The sequence below is a fragment of the Bradyrhizobium sp. LA6.1 genome (assembly GCF_040547805.1).
In the GTDB taxonomy this organism is placed as follows: Bacteria; Pseudomonadota; Alphaproteobacteria; order Rhizobiales; family Xanthobacteraceae; genus Bradyrhizobium; species Bradyrhizobium barranii.
Genome location: NZ_JBEPQK010000028.1, coordinates 1 through 17,003 on the forward strand (window position 1 = coordinate 1; position 17,003 = coordinate 17,003).

General features: G+C 63.3%; 18 protein-coding genes and 1 tRNA gene. 7 read left to right on the forward strand and 12 right to left on the reverse strand.

All coding sequences use genetic code 11. The features are described 5' to 3' along the window. Positions 1–185 precede the first annotated feature (185 nt). The 4 genes from ABIB99_RS40845 to ABIB99_RS40860 form a co-directional block, all read right to left on the reverse strand. Positions 186–992, reverse strand: coding sequence for an enoyl-CoA hydratase/isomerase family protein (locus ABIB99_RS40845; protein ID WP_354181397.1), 807 nt, complete (start codon positions 990–992; stop codon positions 186–188). Between the two features lie 40 nt (positions 993–1,032). Further along, entirely contained in the window at positions 1,033–2,010 is a 978-nt protein-coding gene (locus ABIB99_RS40850) for an ABC transporter substrate-binding protein (RefSeq protein ID WP_354181399.1), read from the reverse strand. A gap of 99 nt (positions 2,011–2,109) precedes the next feature. Continuing rightward, positions 2,110–2,769 carry a cysteine hydrolase family protein gene (locus ABIB99_RS40855; RefSeq protein ID WP_354181401.1) on the reverse strand — a complete coding sequence of 220 codons (660 nt, stop codon included), beginning with the start codon at positions 2,767–2,769 and terminating at the stop codon, positions 2,110–2,112. A 31-nt stretch (positions 2,770–2,800) separates the two neighbouring features. Continuing rightward, positions 2,801–3,328 carry a hypothetical protein gene (locus tag ABIB99_RS40860; RefSeq protein WP_354181402.1) on the reverse strand — a complete coding sequence of 176 codons (528 nt, stop codon included), beginning with the start codon at positions 3,326–3,328 and terminating at the stop codon, positions 2,801–2,803. A 468-nt stretch (positions 3,329–3,796) separates the two neighbouring features. Between ABIB99_RS40860 and ABIB99_RS40865 the strand changes: the two genes are divergently transcribed. Both ABIB99_RS40865 and ABIB99_RS40870 read left to right on the forward strand, forming a co-directional pair. Then, entirely contained in the window at positions 3,797–6,637 is a 2,841-nt protein-coding gene (locus tag ABIB99_RS40865; RefSeq protein WP_354181404.1) for an ATP-binding protein, read from the forward strand. A gap of 546 nt (positions 6,638–7,183) precedes the next feature. Continuing rightward, positions 7,184–7,450: a helix-turn-helix domain-containing protein gene (locus tag ABIB99_RS40870; RefSeq protein WP_354181406.1), complete on the forward strand. Its 267-nt coding sequence runs from the start codon at positions 7,184–7,186 to the stop codon at positions 7,448–7,450. 27 nt (positions 7,451–7,477) lie between these two features. Here the strand turns inward: ABIB99_RS40870 and ABIB99_RS40875 are convergent, their stop codons facing one another. Continuing rightward, positions 7,478–8,848 carry a tyrosine-type recombinase/integrase gene (locus ABIB99_RS40875; RefSeq protein WP_354181408.1) on the reverse strand — a complete coding sequence of 457 codons (1,371 nt, stop codon included), beginning with the start codon at positions 8,846–8,848 and terminating at the stop codon, positions 7,478–7,480. 210 nt (positions 8,849–9,058) lie between these two features. Beyond that, positions 9,059–9,143, reverse strand: a tRNA-Leu gene (locus tag ABIB99_RS40880). Between the two features lie 158 nt (positions 9,144–9,301). Here ABIB99_RS40880 and ABIB99_RS40885 point away from each other — a divergent pair. Continuing rightward, positions 9,302–9,841, forward strand: coding sequence for a disulfide bond formation protein B (locus ABIB99_RS40885; RefSeq protein ID WP_354181410.1), 540 nt, complete (start codon positions 9,302–9,304; stop codon positions 9,839–9,841). Between the two features lie 169 nt (positions 9,842–10,010). Here ABIB99_RS40885 and ABIB99_RS40890 read toward each other — a convergent pair whose 3' ends face one another. Together ABIB99_RS40890 and ABIB99_RS40895 are read right to left on the reverse strand one after the other, a co-directional pair. Beyond that, positions 10,011–11,096, reverse strand: coding sequence for an AbrB family transcriptional regulator (locus ABIB99_RS40890; RefSeq protein WP_166348789.1), 1,086 nt, complete (start codon positions 11,094–11,096; stop codon positions 10,011–10,013). Positions 11,097–11,197: 101 nt separating this feature from the next. Then, positions 11,198–11,494 carry a PsiF family protein gene (locus ABIB99_RS40895; RefSeq protein ID WP_063985823.1) on the reverse strand — a complete coding sequence of 99 codons (297 nt, stop codon included), beginning with the start codon at positions 11,492–11,494 and terminating at the stop codon, positions 11,198–11,200. Between the two features lie 199 nt (positions 11,495–11,693). On the opposite strand from ABIB99_RS40895, the gene ABIB99_RS40900 reads away from it, so the two are divergent. After that, positions 11,694–12,185 (forward strand): hypothetical protein, encoded by a 492-nt coding sequence (locus ABIB99_RS40900; protein WP_063985822.1) that lies wholly within the window; start codon positions 11,694–11,696, stop codon positions 12,183–12,185. Between the two features lie 45 nt (positions 12,186–12,230). Here ABIB99_RS40900 and ABIB99_RS40905 read toward each other — a convergent pair whose 3' ends face one another. Beyond that, the gene (locus ABIB99_RS40905) at positions 12,231–12,779 is read right to left on the reverse strand and encodes a TetR/AcrR family transcriptional regulator (RefSeq protein ID WP_028147339.1); all 549 of its coding nucleotides are present in this window, start codon (positions 12,777–12,779) and stop codon (positions 12,231–12,233) included. Between the two features lie 111 nt (positions 12,780–12,890). Here ABIB99_RS40905 and ABIB99_RS40910 point away from each other — a divergent pair, with 111 nt between their 5' ends. The 3 genes from ABIB99_RS40910 to ABIB99_RS40920 all read left to right on the forward strand — a co-directional run bounded on the left by ABIB99_RS40910 (position 12,891) and on the right by ABIB99_RS40920 (position 14,554). Beyond that, a complete protein-coding gene (locus ABIB99_RS40910) occupies positions 12,891–13,316 on the forward strand; it encodes an acyl-CoA thioesterase (protein WP_014491606.1) in 426 nt (141 codons plus the stop codon). 3 nt (positions 13,317–13,319) lie between these two features. Further along, a complete protein-coding gene (locus ABIB99_RS40915) occupies positions 13,320–13,796 on the forward strand; it encodes a PaaI family thioesterase (protein ID WP_354181414.1) in 477 nt (158 codons plus the stop codon). A gap of 98 nt (positions 13,797–13,894) precedes the next feature. After that, entirely contained in the window at positions 13,895–14,554 is a 660-nt protein-coding gene (locus tag ABIB99_RS40920) for a DsbA family protein (RefSeq protein ID WP_028147336.1), read from the forward strand. Between the two features lie 79 nt (positions 14,555–14,633). Here ABIB99_RS40920 and ABIB99_RS40925 read toward each other — a convergent pair whose 3' ends face one another. The 3 genes from ABIB99_RS40925 to ABIB99_RS40935 form a co-directional block, all read right to left on the reverse strand. Then, positions 14,634–14,840, reverse strand: coding sequence for a hypothetical protein (locus ABIB99_RS40925; protein ID WP_085401909.1), 207 nt, complete (start codon positions 14,838–14,840; stop codon positions 14,634–14,636). A gap of 82 nt (positions 14,841–14,922) precedes the next feature. Beyond that, positions 14,923–15,993: a carboxylesterase family protein gene (locus ABIB99_RS40930; protein ID WP_354181417.1), complete on the reverse strand. Its 1,071-nt coding sequence runs from the start codon at positions 15,991–15,993 to the stop codon at positions 14,923–14,925. A gap of 35 nt (positions 15,994–16,028) precedes the next feature. Continuing rightward, on the reverse strand, positions 16,029–17,000 hold the full coding sequence (locus ABIB99_RS40935; RefSeq protein WP_354181419.1) for a S1C family serine protease: 972 nt from the start codon (positions 16,998–17,000) through the stop codon (positions 16,029–16,031). Positions 17,001–17,003: the final 3 nt, after the last annotated feature.

Sequence of the window (17,003 nt, forward strand, 5' to 3'; positions counted from 1 at the left end):
ATATCGCTCCTTCGGTGGAGAAGTGGAGGCGTCAAGCACCCCCACGATATGCCGCCTTTCCGATTCCCGCCGTCACCAACTTTGGGCGATAGCTCGCTGTGCACTCCGAGCGACTGCTCGCCGGCGCAGGCGCAATAACCGCGTTGTCTGGAGCGCTCGGGGCTTTGGCGAGTGCTCTGGTTGTGTCAAGATGATTCTGCCACAGCGTGTCCAAGTCGTAGTTCGGTATCCGACCGGGTTTGAAGCCCGCGCCTGATCAGCGATGCCCCGCGTGCCCGTGTACTCGGGTGGGCCGCAGATTCGAAGAATGCCGCCAGTGCATGCTGAAATACGACGTCGGCCGGGAGCGTGACTTCGTTCATGAGGGCCTTAGCACCAGCCAGAGCGTGCTTTTCGAATGAGGCTAGACGCCGCGCAAAGCCATCGACGAACGCCTCAATCTCCTCGTCGGGTAGAGCGCGGTTGACATACCCGTACTGCTCGGCGCGGTCGGCGGAAAAATCGTCGGCCCCGAGAATGACTTCCAGGCCGCGGCCTCGCCCCATTAGCCCGGCGAGCCGGGCCATCGGATTCCCGCCGGGTACGGCGCCCATGCCGACTTCAAATTGCCCGAGAATCGCGCGCTCTCGACTGGCGAAGCGCATGTCACAAGCGAGCACGAACTCACTTCCGGCTCCGCGTGCGCGTCCGCGAATTTCAGCGATGGAGGCGACCGGTGCCCGCGACAATCGCACGAGCACGTCGATCCACGGATGCATCCCCGTAGGCCCCGGCGGCATCGCGGCAACCTTCGCCTTGTCCGCAAGCACATCCCAATGAGCCAGGAAGAAATCTGGGTCGGCGCTTCGGAACACAACGACTTTGATGTCGGCATCGGTTTCCAGCGCGGACAGTAGATCCTGAAGCTCGCCAATCGTGTCCGGATTGATGAGGTTTATCGGCGGATTGGCGAACGTTGCGGTCCACAGGCTTGAGTACGGCTTTTCGATCATGATCTGGGGCGTTGAAAACTCCATCTGGTTTGAGAAAAAATTACGAGATCACCTCGTCAGCGCAGGCGAGCAGGCTTGGCGGGACGTCGATGCCCGTTGCCGCCGCGGTGCTAAGGTTGATGACCAGTTCGAACGTTGCAGGTCGGACGACGGGGAGCTCGGACGGAGGTCTCCCATTGAGAATGAAACCTGCGTAGAGCCCGATTTGTCGGTATCCCTCGGGCGGATAGATCCCGTAACTCATCAAGCCACCCTCGGCGGCGTAGTCCCGAAACTGATAAATCGCCGGAATATTCTGTTGCACTTCGTTCGCAACAATGGTTCGCCGACGCGTATCAAAGAAGGGGGCCGCGCAAACCAGCAGTGCGTCCGCGCCGGCAATCCTCAGCCGTTCGAACCCCTCTGTCAGTTCGAGGTCGCTGCCGGCACCGGCAATCACGACAGAACAGCAGAGCCCCCGTGCCGCCAGCTCGATCTCGCGCATCTGCATTCGCGACTCCTGGAAATCGTCATCAACGAGAACCCCGATAACTTTCGCGCGGGGAGCCATCTCGTGCAGCAGTCCCATGCGCTTTGCCTCCAGTTCGGTGGCCAGAAGGCTGATCCCGGTCATATTTCCGCCCGGCCGGTTCAGACTGTTGACGAGGCCAGTCTTCACCGGATCGCCTCCGACGGAAAAGACGATCGGAATCCTGTCAGATGCGGCCTTCGCCGCTAGTGCGGATGGCTCGCCTCCGGCTGCAATCAATACGGACGGACCTCTGTCGACGATGTCGGCGGCAAGCGCTGGAAGCCTATCATAGTCGCCACCGGCCCAGCGATATTCGATACTGACGTCGCGACCGGCAATATAACCAGCCTCCGCCAGCCCTTGGCGAAACGCAGTAAGGATGTGCGTCGAGTCGTCGCGCGATCGACTGCTCAGGAAGCCGATAAGGGGCCTTTTCCGTTTTTCTCCCCAAAATGACGGCCACACCGTTGCCCCGGCGAAGGCCTTAATAAAATCGCGGCGCTTCATGATTGAACCTCACTGTCCAGTTCAGCCGGAAAATGACAGTAAATCCTCGGTAGCGTTGATGATGAGGGACCAGCGCCCGAAGGGCACCGGTCGGATTCGTCAGTCGGCCAGTTCGTCAGCCGATGCTGCAAAGGTGCTGGCAGAGATGCTCGCAACGACCTCCGTGGTCGTCACGATCGCGCTGGCATAGTTCGGCATGTTGATCTCGAGCGCGGCGTGCATCATCTCGTCGGAATAGTCGGCGACGGCGTCCTTGACGACCGTGACGTCATATCCAAGCTCAGCTGCAAAGCGGACGGTCGCCTCGATGCAGGTGTGGGCGATCAGCCCGATGACGATGAGCCGCTGAATGCCGTGGCGCTTGAGCTGGAGATCGAGGTCAGTGTTGGCGAAGCCGCTCGAGCACCAGTGTTCGCTGGCGACGATCTCGCCCGGCTGCGGGACGAACTCGGCGCGAAATTCGCCACGCCAGGTGCCGAATTCAAAGCTCTTGGCCTGCCACGCCCTCCGCTGGATGGGCGCAACAAACTTCCAGGACTCAAAGTCGCCGGCGCGATAGCGGTGGTGCATCGCGTAGAACACCCGAAGCCCTGCGTTGCGCGCGGCATGCAGGACCTGCTGCATGTGCGGAACGCAATTGTTAGCTTCGGCCACGGCCTTGATCCGTGGCCAGATCTTGCCGCCCTCTGAGATGAAGTCATTGTAGGGATCAACCACCAGGAGGGCGGTGTCGTTCTTCTCGTACGAAAGCTCTGTCATGTGACTCTCCCTTGCGACGGTGCCGCTCCTGTCAATTATTCCGGAGCGCAGCCCGTTCGATGCTGGCGGCGAACTCCGGCGTTTCACTCTGATTGTGCGCGATCGAGGCGGGTTGGCGCTGGGCGCGGAAGAGGTCGAACGGAATACCCTGCTTGCCGATGAACGTCATGAATTCGTCGGTGGCGTGCGAGCGGACGCGGTTGGTGAATTCGCACTTGCCGGGCTCGATCTCCCTGACGCTCAGCTCCCAGGTCACATGAATGGTCGTACGCCCGGTCGGCGTGAAGACGTCGGAGGTGGAATCGAGGATCAGATGATCCTTTTCGCCAAGCGTCTCGACGTAGTGCTGCACCATCAGGCTGCCGCCGATGGTCTCGACGTTAATCGACATGCGCTTGCCGTCCGGCGTCGTCGTAAAGCCGGCGGTGATGTGCGCCGGTGAGCAGCCCTGGTAGTCGTGTTCGGACAGGTTGAAGCACCATTCGGGAATATCGATCCGGTCGATCGGTGCGTTGATGATGGCAGTGAAGCTGGAATCGACGATCTGGTTGCTGGTCATGACTCGGTCTCCTCGTTGCGTTGTGCGCCGTTGATGGGCTCCGGACTTCACGATCCCTTGTAGTGACCTGCGTGACGCTGCCGCAGATCGATTGGCCGCTCGTCCTGGACATAGCTTGGCGCGGACGATCGGGATTTGCTCGTTATCGATTGTTATGGATCGTTAGCCCGCGCGGAGCCGAGAAAGACCGCCAGAAAGCGACCGGTTAGATGGCACCTGCGGCCGGAAAGCCGCGTGTTAGGATGCTGCGAGATTTTGTTATGAGCCTAGGTCGGCGGCGGCACGGCCATCCTGGCCAACGGCGTCGCCAAGGGGGGTGGCAAACTTACAAACCCCTCAAGTGCGAAAGCGCCGTTTGACCAGGCTTCTTTTTGTTTCCTGGATCGGATATCAAGATCCCAGGATGTCGATCTCCAACGCGTTTTCGTAATCGCCCGAATTTCCGCAAATCAAGCACAACGCCAATCAATGCCGACAACGCAGAACACGGAGATTGTTTCGTTCGGTCCCTTTCGCCTCAATCTGACCGAGCGCGTGCTGACCCGTAACGGCGCGCAGGTGGAACTCGGAGGACGGGCCTACGATCTCCTGTTGGCGCTGCTTTCTCGCCCCAACGAATTGATCAGCAAGGCAGAGCTGTTGCGCCACGTATGGCCGGGTCTTGTGGTCGAGGAAGGCGCCTTGCGCTTTCACATGACCAATCTGCGCAAGGCGCTTGGCGAAGGCAGCGAGGGCAGCCGCTACATCGTGACCTCGTCCGGGCGTGGCTATACTTTCGTCGCGCAGATCGCTCGCTCATCCGATCAAGCGCCACGTGCGAGCGAAACGCCGCCGTTTCAGCAGGCTAACTTGCCGGTGCGTTTGCCGATGATTGATCGCGAGGTCGAGATCGAGGAAATACCGGCGCGGCTGATGACGACGCGCTTCGTGACCATCGTGGGTGCCGGCGGCGTCGGCAAGACGACGCTCGCGATCGCGGTCGGGCACCGTCTGATGAAGAGCTTTGATGGTGCGCTGCTGTTCGTTGATCTCAGCATGGTCAGCGATCCGACACTGGTGGGAACGGTGGTGGCATCGCTGCTCGGCCTATCGGTGCAATCCAGCGACGCGACACCCAGCATCATCGCCTACCTCCGGGACAAGCGGATCTTGTTGATCCTCGACACTTGTGAGCATTTGGTCGATCCCGTGGCTGCGTTCGCATCGTCCGTGTTCGCGGCGGCTCCCAACGTCCATATTCTCGCGACCAGTCGCGAGACGCTGCAGGCCGACGGTGAGAATGTCTACCGGCTCGATACGCTGGCCTGCCCGCCCGATGGTACGGATCTGACGGCAGAAGTCGTTCGGACTTTTCCGGCCATCCAGCTCTTCGTCGAACGAGCTCGCGCGAGTGGTGCGCAGCTGGATTTCAGCGATGACGAGGCGCCCATTGTCGCCGGCATGTGCCGCAGGCTGGACGGTGTGGCGCTGGCCATCGAGCTCGCGGCCCGTCGCGTCGAAAGTTACGGGGTGCATGGGACCGCCGAGTTGCTCGACCAGAGGCTGGCGCTGTCCTGGCTTGGGCCGCGGAGTGCTCCGCCCCGGCAAAGGACGCTACACGCAACGCTGGACTGGAGCTTCGGCCTTCTCTCCGATATCGAGCGGATCGTTCTCTGCCGGCTGGCCGTCTTTGTCGGACACTTCACGCTCGATGCGGTCACCGCCGTGTGCGGACGCGACGTTAGCCAGAGGGATATCCTCGGCGCGATCGACAGCCTCATCGCAAAGTCGATGATTGCGACCCGGCCGGTCGGAACCGTGATGAGCTATCGGCTTCTCGATACCACGCGCGCTTATGCCCGCGACCTTCAGATCGCCGATGTTGAAGCCCGCGACCTCGCTGTCCGGCATGCAACCTATTACCGGAATTGGCTGGAGCAGCGTGGCCGTGACTGGGTCACCTTCTCCACAGGAGCGGAACGGACCTCGCATTTTGGCAGCATAAACAACGTGCGCGCCGCGCTCGACTGGTGTTTCGGGCTGGGCGGAGATGCCAAGCTCGGTATCCAGCTCGCTGCAGCGGCTGTGGACGTGTTTCTGGCGATGTCCCTGCTCGCCGAGTGTCATCACTGGTCGCAGCGCGCCCTGATCGCACTAGACGCCGCCGCTCTCGGAAGCTCAGACGAAATGCGCCTCCAGGCAGGCCTCGGGGTCTCTTCGTCGCAGATGTACGGGGAGAGCGACGCCGTCAATGATGCGCTGAACAGGAGCCTTGCGATAGCAGAGGCGAGAGGTGATACGGCCTACGAGGCTGGGTTGCTCAACATGCAGTACATCTTCCACGGCCGCAGCGCCCATTTCAGGATCCTGGTCGATTACGCCCGGCGCTGCCACGCGCTCGCCGAGAGATCCGGCGACCTCGCGATACGAGCGCTCGCTCATTCCGAACTCGGCATGGCCTTGCAGTTCGCGGGCGATCTCTCCGGTTCGCGCCGTGAACTCGAATCACTGATGGGGATCCTGTCGCACGCGCAGCAAGGCTCGGTCCTGCTGGGCTACGATCCGCATTATCGGTCGATCGTCGCGCTGGCCCGGACGCTGTGGCTCCACGGTTATCCGGATCAGGCGGCGGATCGCGCGAGGGAGGCAGTCAGGGAGTCGGAGGCCATGGGTCATTCGGCCGCGCTGGCCCTGGTGCTGGCCGGGGCGGGGACGATCTTTCTCTGGCGCGGCGATCTCGAGGCTGCCCAACATTATGTCGATCGGTCCTATTCGCTAGCCGAAGCGAACGCCATGGGTCCGTTGATGGCGATCGGGCGATGTCGCAAGGCTGAGCTGACGATGCGCCGGGGAGACGTGAGGCAGGGCGTCGACGATTTGCGGGCAGGCCTGAAGCCCATCCACGCCGCTCGCCATGAGCTGCTCACCACTGAATTCAACATGGAGCTTGCGCTCGGCCTGCTTTCACTTGGGCAGGCTGGTGAGGGCATTACTCTCGTCAATGCGGCGATCGAGCGGGTCAACGCGAGCGGTGAGTCGTTTCAACTGCCCGAGCTGATGCGCTTGAAAGGCAGGCTGCTCGGCGCCATTCCGACATCGCGCCACGAAGACGTACAAGCCTGCCTTCAGCAGTCGCTCGACTTGGCCCGCGAACAGCACGCCGGTTCCTGGGAATTGAGGACTGCCACCGATCTGGCTGGGCTGATGGCCAGTGCGGGAGATCGGACAGGCGCCAGGGCGTTACTCCAGCGATCATACGGCCTCTTCACGGAAGGCTTCGAAACGGCCGACCTGAAAGTTGCGGCAGATTTACTCACCAGCTTGGCTTGATGTCTGGAGCTGGCCCTTAGCGGACTTGATTGGCGTTATGGCCGACTTCAGCTTTACCGGAGATGGCCGACATCATCGTCAAAGGCAAAGACTGTTTCCGCGGCCCTTCTCCGTCGGCCGAGAGGCGAAGATCGTGGATGCATTGTCGTATCTGCAGCTAGCTAGCCTAGCACCGTCGCGAACTGCGCATGAACGAAGGGTGGACGTATCTCGTGCGGTTTCTGGTGCGGCCGTCGCGCTGCGGGTAATGAGGACAAAGCAAGACATTGATATTCTTGGTGGGCCCGGCAGGACTCGAACCTGCAACCAGACCGTTATGAGCGGCCAGGCTGACGCTAGACCGCTCACGCCTTATTGAACAATTTCACCACATGCGCCCAAGCTTGCCGGAGCTTGATGCTCATGTGGCCTAACTCGATTGAAATTGCCGCAGCTCGGATCGAGAATTCTTCAGCGCCGTTGAAGTGTCTTCATTGTTGCGTTTTGTATCATCCGATCTGCCTCCGGACGCAGAAACCAAGCGGCCGATCGTGACAAGGAGCGACTATGACGGATGACCCTCTGCAGCAGAGTGGACAGAGATCGCCTGGAAGTCCGCTTCCGCCTGCGAACGATCGCGACGGGAGAGTCGTCCCGTTTCGCGAGCGACTCAGCTGCACGGTGGACGAAGCTTGCGTGGTAACGGGCTTGGGACGCACAAAGCTCTATGAGCTGATAGGATCGGGGCAGCTCATCACGATAACAATCGGGCGGCGGCGCCTGGTGATAGTGCGATCGCTTCTCGACCTTGTGGACAGAACAATTTCGGCGTGATCGCGCGCTGGTTAGCCTGATAGGTGCTCAACGCTGCGTGCCGTCCTTGATCGGCATCACCCTCTTGGGATCGAGCCAGTGGTCGATCCGATCAGCCCAATGCTGCATCAATTTTGTGCGCGAGCCGATCAGCGCAAGGGGGCCGTGCCTCTTGTAGAGACCTTCCACAGTGGAGTTATCGATATGCGCGAGCTGTAGCTCGACCACATCGCCATCCCATGCCTTGGCGTCCTTGACCTCTTCGTGGTGAGACAAGGTCGAGAAGGTGGTCCGAAAGCCGTGGGCACAATGTTCAGTCTTGGTGTCAATGCCGAGCAGCCGCAAGCGCTTGTTTAGCGTGTTGTTCGATAGCGGCGTATCCCTCGAGCAGGAAAACGCGTATCGGCGATGGCCGGTCAACTTCTGAAGGCTCCGCAGGATTGAGAGCGCCTGCCGTGACAACGGCACTACATGCTCCCAGCCGGTCTTCATCTTGGCGGCTGGAACAGTCCACCGTTTGGCATCCCAATCGACCTCGCTCCACTCCATTTCATTGACCATACCAGGCCGGGGAATGGTCAGCGCATCGAAGCGCAAGGCAAGGCCAACAACGTCACCAAACCTCGCTCTCGTCCACGGTGCACTGATGAGCCTAAAGACGTGAGTCACGTCGCGTGGTTCGGTAACGCCCGGACGCGGCGTCGAAATGTTGGCAATCATCTGCCCATTCAGGTTGCGGAACGGATTGTAGCCGTCGCCTTCAACATCGGCATAGTCGCAGATCTGCTCGCCGATGCTGCGTACTCGATCGCGGGTTTCCAATTTCCCGTCAGCTTCGTACGAACGCATGAACGCGAGCACTTCCGGGCGCTTAATGTCCTGTCTGCACAGCTGGCCGAAGCGCTTCTTGACGTAGCCGACGCGAAGCTCAAGCACCTCGATGGTTTTGGGATCGCGTACTGCTACGATCCTGCCGCGCTTAACTTTCTCCACCTTTTTCTTTGCGAGCCACTCGTCGGCCCACTGTTCGAAAGATCGCGCGGCCGCCTGCCTGTGCTTGGCGAGCTGCTTCTCGATGCTGGGGTCTTTGCCTTCCTTGAGCTGGTATTTGGCCTTGTCGCGCTCGCGTCGGGCATCGGCAAGCGAGAATGTGCCATCGCTACCATCGCCGTAAGGGCCGATGGAGTAGGTTTTCTGACGGCCGTGGAAGCGGTAGGCCATCCTCCAGAGTTTGGAAGTAGCGTTACCGGGCCCGTTCACGTCCGGTGTGATGAATAGATAGAGGCCGCCGCCGGTCACGTCGGAAATCTTAGCCGGGCTCCACGTACCCCCGCCGAATTTGGGCCGAGCGGCGCGGCAGTCGATGTCGGTCCTGATCTGCTTTGGGTTTGCGTGCGCGCCGTCGTTCTTGCGGGCCATCTGCTCAATTCCTTCGATCGGAATAGCGGGAGTCACCGGGAACGTCTGTTCTCTCGATACCAACAGAAATACCAACAAATCGAGCGGCTGGTATCGGATGAGAACAAACGGTGACGATCACCGAATTATGCAGAAGTACCTATTTTTCAAGGGTTTGAAGAGCTGCGCGGACGACTGCGGTCGCTTACGAACGGGCGCGAACAGCCTAGTTGGTGCCCCTGGCCGGAATCGAACCAGCACTCCTTGCGGAACTCGATTTTGAGTCGAGCGCGTCTACCAATTCCGCCACAGGGGCTCCCGGTCGGCCCCTGGAAAGGGGCCTCGCAAAGCGGGCGGACTATAGCCATGGACAGGGCAGGGTCAACCCGCGCCAAAGTGATCCCGGCCGTTCTCGACAGCCGCTTGGGCCGGGGTTAGAGCCTAAGGAAAGCGACCCCATCGGAAGAGGCTGCCGTGACGACCCAGAGTGCCGCAATACCTGCATTCAGGCCGGCTGGGACCGGTCCCGCGCTGACCGCCTCGGTGCTCGTCACGTTGATTGCCGCCGCGACCATCGCCGGCGCCTGGTTCTTCCAGCTCGTGCTGGAGATCCTGCCCTGTCCGCTGTGCCTGGAGCAGCGCTACGCCTACTATCTCGCGATCCCGGTCGGTGTGCTCACGGCGCTTGCGGCGCGGAGCGGGGCGCCGCGGCCGCTGCTGCTCGTGGGCCTTGCGATCCTCGCGCTGGCGACACTCGCCAATGCCGGCCTCGGCACCTACCACTCCGGCGTCGAATGGGGGTTCTGGAAGGGCCCGACCGATTGCTCCGGTCCCGTCATCAATCTCGGCAATGCCGCCGACCTGCTGTCCAAGCTCGATACCGTGAAGGTGGTGCGCTGCGACGAGGTGCAGTGGCGTTTCCTCGGCCTCTCGCTCGCCGGCTACAATGTGCTGATCTCGCTGTTGATGGCCGCGATCGCGGCGTGGGGATTTTTGCGGACGGCGAAGCGCTAGGTAAGCTGCCGTAGGGTGGGCAAAGCGACTTGTCCGCCGTAGCTCGAAGAGCGAAGGCGGAAGCGTGCCCACTATTTTTAGCGATATTGCGGGAGCATGGTGGGCACGGCGCTAGCGCGCCTTTGCCCATCCTACGAGATCGGAGCTCCGCTACGACTGCGGCGCTTCGCTAATCATCCACATCGTCCTGCGTGCGGCCGAACAGGTGCACGATGCCCGGGGTCGCGATCGTCACGAACACGAAGCGCGACAAATGATGGGCGCCGACGAAGATCGGGTCGATGTGCAGCGTGAGCGCGAGCGCCAGCATCGCGTCCATCGCGCCCGGCGCGAAGGCGACGACGACATCCGATAATTTCACCTGCGTGGTGAGCGCGACGATGCCGACGAAGATGGCGGAGACGGCGATGGCCACGGCAAACGAGCCCAGCGCCGCATGGATGTGGCCGGCGAGCGTCTTGATCCGCATCCGCGCGAAACGGCTGCCGATCAATGCGCCGATGCCGATCAGCGCCACGCCGCGCACCCAGTTCGGCAGGCCGCCCTCGACCCAGCCTGCGCCATGCAGCACGCTGGAGGCGATCATCGCGCCGAACATCCAGCTCGCCGGAAACTTTATCAACCGCAGCAGCAGCGCCGCGGCCAGCGAGGCCGCGACCAGCTCCACGAGTTCGAGCGGCGAGGCGATCGTCGTCGTCAGCGACGGCGCGACGGAGGGCGCCACGCCCGCGAACGCGAGCACCATCGGCAGCGCCGCGGTGAGGATGATCACGCGCAGGGTCTGCACCACCGCGATGCCGGGCAGGTCGGCGCCGCGCTCGACCGCCAGGATCGTGATCTGCGACAGCGCCCCGGGGCTGCCGGCAAGGAAGGCCGAGGTGCGGTCCCAGCCATGGATGCGCTGGAGGTAATAGCTCGAGCCGAAGGTCGAGCAGAAGGTCGCGAGCGCAAGCAGGCCGATGGTGAGGGGATAGGCACTGACCTGTTGCAGCAGGTGGCGCGAGACGACCGAGCCCAGTGAAATGCCGAGCAGCACCAGCACGGTCTGGGTCAGGATCGGCGGCAGTGCCAGCTGGCGGCCGGCGATCGCGGCGATCCCGACCGCGATCATCGAGCCCGAGATCAGTCCCCCGGGAAGTCCGGCGACCAGAAACACGAGGCCGCCGGCGGTGCCGATGACGAGCGTCTCCACCGTGCTCAAGATCTTGGCACGGCTTGGCCATTCGAACGGCAGGGAGGCGGTGATTTGCTTCACGCCACCTTATCGCAAATCAGCGAGAGGCACACAATTGCAGCCTCGTCATGCCGCAATGCGCGCGCCTCTCACGGACGCTCGCGAGCCGTAGTGTGACGGATTTACTTCTTGTCGGCGGCGGGGGCGGCGGGGGCGGCGGTGCCGGCCTTCGCTTCCTTCATGCACTCACGGCGAAATTTTTTGCGCTCCTTGCCCTTCAGTGCCTTGGCGTCCGCTTGCTTGGAGCATTCGAGCGACTCCGCCGAGCGCTCCTTCGACGCCTTCTTGTCGGCGGGGGCGGCGGCAGTTGTGGTCTTGGCGTCGGTCTTGGCAGCCGGCGCGGCGGTCTGCGCGAAGGCGGTGCCGGTGGCGAGCAGGGAGGTCAGGGCGACGATGGCGAGGCGAGACGTGAAGGTCATGGTGGTGCACTCTTGCGAGATTGCGGAGGGTTGGGAACGTCGGCTCGCCTTGCTGAACGCGACATGAATAATCCGAGCCGGGGGGATCACTATATTTTGGCGGCAGGAGCCATCGCTTCCTTGTCGCGGCCGGGCGGCACGCTAGGATAGCAATCCTCGTTTCGCTTCCGTCGGGGAAGACCAAGGAGGAGGACCAAGGATGACCATTCAATCAAAATTGCTGTGTGCGGTTGCATTGACGGGCTTTGCCGCGCTGGTGGCGAGCGCGCCGGCGCAGGCGCTGACCTCGCAGGAGTGCAGTGCGAAATACCAGGCCGCCAAGAAGGACGGCTCGCTTGGCACAACGAAGTGGAATGACTTCCGCAAGGCCCAGTGCGGAGCGGATGCGACGCCTGCCGCCGCGCCGGCCGCCGCTGCTCCGGCTGCGCCCGCCGCTCCCGCCGAGCCGAAGCAGGCGAAGAAGGAGGCAGCCCCCGCCGCCGCGCCAACCCTGCCGGCCGGACCTGCGATCTATCCGAACGCCGTCGATCCGAAATACGCCAAGGAGACCGCCGGCAAGGCCCGCCTCCACACCTGCGTCGATCAGTACAATGCCAACAAGACCACCAACGGCAATGGCGGCATGAAGTGGATCGAGAAGGGCGGCGGCTATTACAGCGAGTGCAACAAGAAGCTGAAGGGCGCTGCCTGAGCTTCGACATGATGCGATGGCCGGAGCAAAGCTCCGGCCATCTCGCTAGTCGAGCAGCTTCTCGGCCGACTTCGCCACGAGCTGCGAGCGTTTGCGCGGACCGCGCTCGACGAACAGCAAGCTCTGGCCGAAGATGAAGCAATAGAACAGGAAGGCCTGCGCCTCGGCCGCCTCGGCCTCGAGGCCGGTGGCGCGATAGAGCTCGGCGACGTGCTTGAGCCGCGCCGCGTCCACGCTCGCGACCGCCGTGGCCGCGTTTTCGTCCGAGCGGGCCCATTGCCGGATCGCGAGCTCGATCGCCATGCCCTCCGGATTGAGCCGCTCGGAATAAAGCTGGATCACCGCCTTCAGCCGCTCGCGGGGCTCTTGTCCATCGAGGCTTGTCTGCTGCGCGATCGACGCCGCGCGTCCCTCGCGCCAGCGTTCCAGCATGGCATCGAGCAGCGCGGCACGGTCGGCGAAGCGGCGGTAGAAGCCGCCCTTGGTGACGCCGAGATTCTTGGCGAGCACCTCGACCCGCACGCCCTCGACCCCCGAGCGGGCGAGCTCGGTAAACCCGGCCTCGACCCAGACATCGCCCTTGCCGTCGTTCATGAAGGAAGCCTCACCGGTTCTTGATACGGTGCCGTATTGCTAACGCGCGGAGGCGCTGATACGCTACCGTATCAATGATCAGAGGGTGGAAAAACGGCAGGGGGAATTGCGATGCAGGAGGCGACCTATCGCGGCACGGTCTATCCGTGGCAGTGCGATCATGTCGGCCACATGAACATCATGTGGTATGTCGGCAAATTCGACGAGGCCAACTGGAATCTGTTCGCCCGCCTCGGGCTGACGCCGAGCTATCTGCGCTCATCCGGCCGCGGCATGGCCGCCGTGCAGCAGAACATCACCTACAGGCGGGAGCTGCTTGCCGGTGACATCGTCGAGATCCGCAGCCATTTGCTGGAGGTCCGCGACAAGTCGATCCGCTTCCGGCACGACATGACCAATGCCGAGACCGGCGAGATCGCCGCGTTCTGCGACATCACCGGCGTGCACATGGACCGCAGCCAGCGGAAGTCGGCGCCGTTCACGGATGCGATCCGCGCGGTCGCTCTGCAGCATCTTGCCGAGCCGGCCGAGGCCTGAGCCATGGCCGCGTTCGAGCCGAAAAATCCGGGCTATCGCGCTGCCGCCATTGCCATGTTCGACGGCCAACCGGCGATGCGCACGCTCGGCATCGTGATCGTCCGCCTCGCGCCGGGCGAGGTCGAACTGGCCATGCTGCATTCGGCGGCCTTCACGCAGCAGAACGGTTTTGTCCATGCCGGCATCATCACGGCAGGCCTCGACAATGCCTGCGGCGTCGCCGCCTTCACCCTGATGCCGCGCGAGGCCGATATCCTGACCGTCGAGTTCAAGACCACGCTGCTGGCACCCGCCCGCGGCATGCGCTTCGTCTTCAAGGCCGAGGTGGTCAAGCCCGGCCGCACGCTGACCTTCTGCGAGGCCCGGGCCTTTGCCGAGCATGAGGGCAACACCACGCTGATCGCCACCATGACCGGGACGCTGATGGCGATGCTGCCCCGCGCGGCGGCTTCGCCAGCGCCGGCGGCGATCCGCGCCTAGCATGGCGATGACATCGCACCCGCAACGCTCTATATGACGCGTAACAGTTCCCGCTCGCGAACCGTATTTGCAGCGATGGGACCGAAACGGGACGAGATATGGCTGGATTCAGGAACAAGGGCCTCGTGGCGACGCGGCGTGCGGCGCTGACGCTGATCGGGGCGGGTGCCCTTGCGGCAGGTCGGATCACCTCTGCGCGCGCGGCCGCCGCCGATGACGAGGTGCTGACCGAAGCCAAGGTGCTGCGCGACCCCGATGTTCCCGTGGCCGGTAATCCCGACGGCAACATCAGCATCATCGAATGGTCCGACTACAACTGTCCCTATTGCCGCAAGCTCGAACCGGAGCTGCGCCAGGTGGTCCAGGACGACGGCAAGGTCAGGCTGGTGATGAAGGATTGGCCGATCCTCGGGCCGGTCTCGGTCACCGCGGCGCGGATCGCGCTCGCGGCAAAATTCCAGGACAAATACCATCAGGCGCATGACGCCATGATGGGGGTCAGCTCGCGCCTGACAGAGCCGCGCATCAACGAGCTGCTCGCGGCCGCCGGCGTCGACATGGACCGCCTGAAGCGCGATCTCACCGACCGCGCCAAGGACATCGACGCCGTCCTCAAGCGCAACAACGAGCAGGCCGAAGCCTTCGGCTTCAGCGGTACCCCCTCCTTCATCGTCGGCAAGTACCGCGTGCCGGGCGTGCTCAGCATGACCGAGTTCGAGCAGGTCATCGCCGATGCCCGCAAGGCCAAGATGAACTGACGCGAGCGGCATCGATCGCCGTCAACGCAAAGGCGCCGCCGCGGACCCGCGACGGCGCCTTGTTCGTGATACGGCGTCGTTACTTCGACGAGATGCGGACCCAGTCCTTGTGCGCGCGATCGCGCAGCGCATCCCAGTCGGCCTTGGCGACGTCCCAGTTCACGATGGTGCGATTGGACGTCGCGACCTCGCCATTGGCGACCGACGACGTCTGCATGGAGTCATAGACGTACACGCCGCAACCGAGCAGCAGCGCGCCCAAAATCATTCCGAAAAACGTCTGCATCTGCGAACCTCCGGTGACGGGCGATAACGTCGGCCCGGAGTGATGGTTCCGCGGCAGTACGGCGCAGATAAGGACGACCCGTTCATCCGCGGTTCAGCCACTCCAGCAGCTCTGCGTTGATCTCGCGCGGATAGGTGTGGCTGAGGTCGTCGATCTCGCGATAGGTGACGTCGGCGCCGGCAGCGGAGAGGGCCGCCTGCGTCTGGCGCGCGGTCTGTACCGGAAACATCCAGTCGAGCTTGCCGTGGGTGATGAAGATCGGCAGCCCCTGCAGGCGCACGGTGTCCGCCATCTCCGCCATCAGCGGATGGAAGGTCGCCGACACCGGCGCGAGATGCGTGAAGGGCGAGGCGCCGTCGAGCCCGGTGACGTAGCAGAAGGTGCCGCCGTCGCTCATGCCGGTCAGCAGCAGGCGCGCGCCGTCGATGGTCCAGCGGCTGCGCACCGTATCGAGAATGCGCATGAGGTTCGGCGTGTCGCTATCGTCGCCCATCAGCGCCCATGTCGGGCCGGTCGCGGTCGGCGCCACCAGGATCGCGCCAAGGCTGCGGGCATCGCGCAGCCAGCTCCAGAGAAAGCCGCGGCCGTTGCCGCTGCCGCCATGCAGCGCCATCACCAGCGGCGTGGCGCGCTCCGGCGAGTAATATTCCGGCACATAGACCGAGAAGCCGCCGCGGCTGCCGGGCTCGTTGTGGTCGTGGAAGATGCCGGTGTGTTCGCCCGCGCCGGCTTCCAGCCGCGTCAGCAGATCGTCATTCTCGCGATTTGCGGCGTTGAGGAAGAAGCTGCTGACCGGCGGAAACTGGGTCGACAGCGGATACAGCGCCTCCTGTGCACGAGGCAGATGGCGCAGCGCGCGGAAGACCGCGACGAGATCGCCATTGCCGCGCTCGACCTCGCGTATGCCGGCAAAGGCGGCGAGCGTCTCGTTGCAGGCGCGGTCGAGCCGCTCGCGCAGCCCGGCGAACTGCTCGGGCCAGGCGCCGATCGCAGCGTGCGCCGCCTGCAGCGCCGCGTCGGGCGCGCCGATCGCATTCATCACCGAGGCAAAGGCCGGCGGATGCAGATTCCGGGTGAAGAAGCCGAGTGCTTCCAGCGCGTTGAGCAGCGGCGGCAGCACGGTCACGATGTCGTCAACGACGGCCTCGCTCATCGCCGCTTTCCTTGCCTGATGTCGGTTCGATCTCGTCAGTGCAGCTTCGGCGCCTTCAAGAGCTTGAAGCGGTCGGTCGACGTCACCGTGACGTCGAAGGTGACACCTTCATGATGCACGGTCAGCGGCACGTCGACGCCGGCGGCGCCGAGCGCCCACATCGTCTTGTAGAAGGCGGTCTGGCTCGTCACCTCCTGGCCGTCCACCGCAAGGATGACATCGCCGGTCTTCAGCTCCGCGCGCGCGGCCGGGCCGTTGGTGGAGATCCCGATCACCACCAGGCGGTTGTCGATTTCGGTCGAATAGAGCCCGAGCCAGGGGCGCGACGGCTTATTGACGCGGCCGAATTTGCGCAGATCGTCGAGCACCGGCTTCAACAGGTCGATCGGCACGATCATGTTGACGTGCTCGGCCTTGCCTTCGCGTTCGCGCTCGAGCTGCAGCGAGCCGATGCCGATGAGCTCCCCGCGCTCGTTGAGCAGCGCCGTGCCGCCCCAGTTCGGATGCGCGGGATAGGTGAACACGGCCTCGTCCAGCAGATATTCCCAGTAGCCGGCGAATTCCTGCTTGGCCACGATCTGGCTCGCGACCGAGCGCGTGCGGCCGCCGGCGCCGCCGACCACGACGCGGTCGCCGACCCTTGTTTTCGCCGAGTTGCCGAGCGGCAAGGGTTCGACGTCGAGGTGACCGAGCGCCTGCACGAGGCCGAAGCCGGTGACGGAATCGAAACCGAGCGCATGCCCCTCGACGACGCGCCCGTCGGCGAGATGCAGCCACACCGATTCCGCCTCGGTAATGAGGTAGCCGATGGTCAGCACCAGCCCGTTGTCGATCACGACGCCGTTGCCGGCGCGTTCGGTGCCCAGCGTTTCGGCACTGAAGGCGTCGGGCGGGATGATGGCGTGCAGGCCGACGACGGACGCGAGCGAGCGGTCGAGATCGAAACCGTAATCGCTCGCGCGCGGCTGATTGGCCGGTGGCACTCTCCATTCGGTCAGGGCGGGCATGGA

Bases quoted from the DNA above. Each gene is read 5' to 3' on its own strand.
- ABIB99_RS40845 (WP_354181397.1), bottom strand. From the start codon at position 992: ATGATCGAAAAGCCGTACTCAAGCCTGTGGACCGCAACGTTCGCCAAT.
- ABIB99_RS40850 (WP_354181399.1), bottom strand. From the start codon at position 2,010: ATGAAGCGCCGCGATTTTATTAAGGCCTTCGCCGGGGCAACGGTGTGG.
- ABIB99_RS40855 (WP_354181401.1), bottom strand. From the start codon at position 2,769: ATGACAGAGCTTTCGTACGAGAAGAACGACACCGCCCTCCTGGTGGTT.
- ABIB99_RS40860 (WP_354181402.1), bottom strand. From the start codon at position 3,328: ATGACCAGCAACCAGATCGTCGATTCCAGCTTCACTGCCATCATCAAC.
- ABIB99_RS40865 (WP_354181404.1), top strand. From the start codon at position 3,797: ATGCCGACAACGCAGAACACGGAGATTGTTTCGTTCGGTCCCTTTCGC.
- ABIB99_RS40870 (WP_354181406.1), top strand. From the start codon at position 7,184: ATGACGGATGACCCTCTGCAGCAGAGTGGACAGAGATCGCCTGGAAGT.
- ABIB99_RS40875 (WP_354181408.1), bottom strand. From the start codon at position 8,848: ATGGCCCGCAAGAACGACGGCGCGCACGCAAACCCAAAGCAGATCAGG.
- ABIB99_RS40895 (WP_063985823.1), bottom strand. From the start codon at position 11,494: ATGACCTTCACGTCTCGCCTCGCCATCGTCGCCCTGACCTCCCTGCTC.
- ABIB99_RS40900 (WP_063985822.1), top strand. From the start codon at position 11,694: ATGACCATTCAATCAAAATTGCTGTGTGCGGTTGCATTGACGGGCTTT.
- ABIB99_RS40905 (WP_028147339.1), bottom strand. From the start codon at position 12,779: ATGAACGACGGCAAGGGCGATGTCTGGGTCGAGGCCGGGTTTACCGAG.
- ABIB99_RS40910 (WP_014491606.1), top strand. From the start codon at position 12,891: ATGCAGGAGGCGACCTATCGCGGCACGGTCTATCCGTGGCAGTGCGAT.
- ABIB99_RS40915 (WP_354181414.1), top strand. From the start codon at position 13,320: ATGGCCGCGTTCGAGCCGAAAAATCCGGGCTATCGCGCTGCCGCCATT.
- ABIB99_RS40920 (WP_028147336.1), top strand. From the start codon at position 13,895: ATGGCTGGATTCAGGAACAAGGGCCTCGTGGCGACGCGGCGTGCGGCG.
- ABIB99_RS40925 (WP_085401909.1), bottom strand. From the start codon at position 14,840: ATGCAGACGTTTTTCGGAATGATTTTGGGCGCGCTGCTGCTCGGTTGC.
- ABIB99_RS40930 (WP_354181417.1), bottom strand. From the start codon at position 15,993: ATGAGCGAGGCCGTCGTTGACGACATCGTGACCGTGCTGCCGCCGCTG.
- ABIB99_RS40935 (WP_354181419.1), bottom strand. From the start codon at position 17,000: ATGCCCGCCCTGACCGAATGGAGAGTGCCACCGGCCAATCAGCCGCGC.